Source organism: Streptomyces hainanensis, from assembly GCF_004348415.1.
Taxonomy (GTDB): domain Bacteria; phylum Actinomycetota; class Actinomycetes; order Streptomycetales; family Streptomycetaceae; genus Streptomyces; species Streptomyces hainanensis.
Genome location: NZ_SMKI01000709.1, coordinates 1 through 2613, shown reverse-complemented (window position 1 = coordinate 2613; position 2613 = coordinate 1). Strand labels below are relative to the sequence as shown.

Below are 2613 nucleotides of genomic sequence, written 5' to 3'. Positions count from 1 at the left end.
CCATCGACCCGAACGTCTCGGGCTGGGCGGACTCGGCGGTGCCGGAGCCCGAGGCGTTCGGGTCGATGGAGGGCGACTCGCCGCCGGAGGAGAGCCCGGCCTGGGCGCCGCAGACCGGCCAGGCGCCCGGGCCCTGCATGGAGAGCAGCACCTCGGCGGCGGCGATCTGCTGGTCCTTGGAGGCGAGGTCGGCGCGCTCGGCGTACTGGGTGCCGCCGGCGGCGGCCCAGCTGGACTGGGAGAACTGGAGGCCACCGTAGTAGCCGTTGCCGGTGTTGATGGCCCAGTCGCCGCCGGACTCGCACTGGGCGACGGCGTCCCAGGTCTCGACGGAGGCGGCGCTGGCGCCGGTGGCGGAAAGCATCGGGATCGCGACGGCGGCGCCGGTGACGCCGGCCGCGGCGGCTATGCGGGTCGGCCGGGACGGACGACGGTGACGACCATTGCCCCTGAACAGCATGACGTTCCTTCTCACCGACGCCTACGAGGTGAGCTGTCGGGTTCGGGCGTGGTGAGTTGCCCGGCCTCGGGGAGCGTTGGCTCCCCGCGACTTCACCCCGAGTCGGTCCGGCCCGCGAGGGCGCGGCACGACGGCCACGGCCCGGCCACGGTGGCCGCCGGGCGTGGTGGGTCCCCCGCTCCTGCCTGCGGTGGTGCGCGATGGTGGTCCCCTCGGCCGGCGGCAGGATTCGGCGTTACGGCCTCGGTGCCCGACGCGAAAGCCGGGCGGGGGAAACTAAACACACCCCGCCTAACGATTCAAGAACGATGAAGATCGCCCGCGCACGAGGACTTGACAGGGGCGGTGACCAACTCCCGCAGGCCACAAGGGAATCGGGCACTTCGGGGCAGGATGACACGCGTGGGGCGAACGAGACGATGGTCACATCCGACGCCCGGCCGAAGTCACCCCGGGGTGAACCGGCTTAACGGCCGGTGGAACTCAAGTCGCCCTGCTGGTCGCCGAGAATATCGCCGGCATTGTCGGCAATGCCCGATTGGCTGGACCGGTAGAGGTCGACCCAACTGCCGGAGAGGCCGCCGCTGTCGCCCGGAATGTCCAACAGCGAGGGACCGCCGGCACCGGACCCGGACGACCCGGAAGACCCGGACGACCCGGCGCCGCCGGTCGCCTCCGGAGTCCCGGTCGCCCCGGGCGTCTCCGTGGCATCGGTGGCCTCGGCGGTCTCGGTCGTCTCGCCCGGCCCGGTGGCCTCCGGGGTCGGGGTCTGGGTGGCGCCCGAGGACTCGACCGGGGCCCGCTCCTCGTCGCCCGGCCTGGGCACGTCGAGGTCCCGCAGCCGCTTCAGCAACTCCCTGATCCGGACCGTGTCGGAGTCGTGCTCCGCCCGCTCGGTCGCCGTGCCGCCCGAAGCCCCGGCCCCGCCGGAACCCTCGGCCGCCTCGCCGGTGCCCGACTCGGTCGGGGTGCCCGGGTCCGCCGGGGTGGTCGGCGCGTCCGGCGTGGCCGTGGCGTCGTCCGTCGGGGCGGTCGTCGAGTCCTCGGGGCCGCCGATCTCCTCCTCGGCCTGGGCCTCCTCGGCCTCCTCGGCCCAGTCGATGTCGTCGCCCGGCTCGTCGCGGAACTCCGGCCACAGGCCGGTCAGCACCGCGCACCCGGGGAACGCCTGCTCGCCGCGGTCCGCGAGCATCCGGCCGGCGACCGTGACCTGCTGGAACCGGCTGGCCAGGTCGGGACGCATGGCGAACTCGCGCCCGCCGTACCGCTCCCAGTCGTCCAGGGTGAGCTGGAGCCCGCCGTACCGGCCGTTGCCCTGGTTGGCGCTCCACAGGCCGCCGCTCTCGCACTGCGCGGCGCTGTCCCATGTCTCGTCACTCACGGCGTTGGCGGCCCCGGCGCCCAAGAGCGGCAGGGCTATGCCCGCGCCGGTGACCCCGGCAGCGACGACGAAGGCCGGAGCCTGTCGCGGGCGACGATGACGACCAGTCCCGGAGCGCATCTGAAGGGCCTCCCAAAACGAACATTGATGCGGTTGAGGGGAACCTAGCTCCCCCTGCCACACGATCACAAGTCAATCCCACCAAGATCACGTGTGGATCACATCGCTGACGCTCCGTCACCCCTGGCCATCGGCTCGGCGGTGAACACCACCGGCAGTTCGCGCAGCCCACGCATGATCAGCCCACCCCGCCACCGCAGTTCGACCACGTCGGCCGCCAACCGCAGACCGGGCAGCCTGGACAGCAACTCCCCCAGGGCCGCCCGCGCCTCGAGACGCGCCAACGGCGCCCCCAGGCAGTAGTGGATGCCGTGGCCGTACCCCAGGTGCGGATTCCGCGTCCGCCCCAGGTCCAGCCGGTCCGGGTCGGGAAACCGCGCCGGATCCCGGTCGGCCGCCGCCAACACCACGAGCACCGGATCGCCGCGCTCCACCCGCTGCCCGCCCAACGTCAGCGGCTCGCTCGCGAACCGCCAGGTCGCCAACTCCACGGGACCGTCGAAACGCAGCAGCTCCTCGACGGCCGCCGCCGCGGCCGACCCGCGGCTCGACCCCGGCCTCGGCGTGGTCAGCCGGATGTGCCACGAGCCGCGGGTGGCGGCCGCCGTCATCGACGAACTCCTCGCCCCCTGGCGGGCCTCGGGCGCCGTCA

The 2613-nt window shown here is 73.4% G+C and carries 3 protein-coding genes and 1 riboswitch; all 3 genes read right to left on the bottom strand.

The window, feature by feature from the left end; genetic code table 11:
- Positions 1 to 460 (bottom strand): transglycosylase family protein (locus E1283_RS35020; RefSeq protein WP_165956359.1); only part of this gene is annotated, 460 nt, incomplete at its 3' end.
- Positions 461 to 463: 3 nt separating this feature from the next.
- A riboswitch (cyclic di-AMP (ydaO/yuaA leader) is annotated at positions 464 to 598 on the bottom strand.
- 328 nt (positions 599 to 926) lie between these two features.
- The gene (locus E1283_RS38390) at positions 927 to 1841 is read right to left on the bottom strand and encodes a transglycosylase family protein (RefSeq protein ID WP_243745321.1); all 915 of its coding nucleotides are present in this window, start codon (positions 1839 to 1841) and stop codon (positions 927 to 929) included.
- A 218-nt stretch (positions 1842 to 2059) separates the two neighbouring features.
- On the bottom strand, positions 2060 to 2613 hold a 554-nt coding region (locus E1283_RS35010; protein ID WP_132822198.1), incomplete at its 5' end, for a cytochrome P450.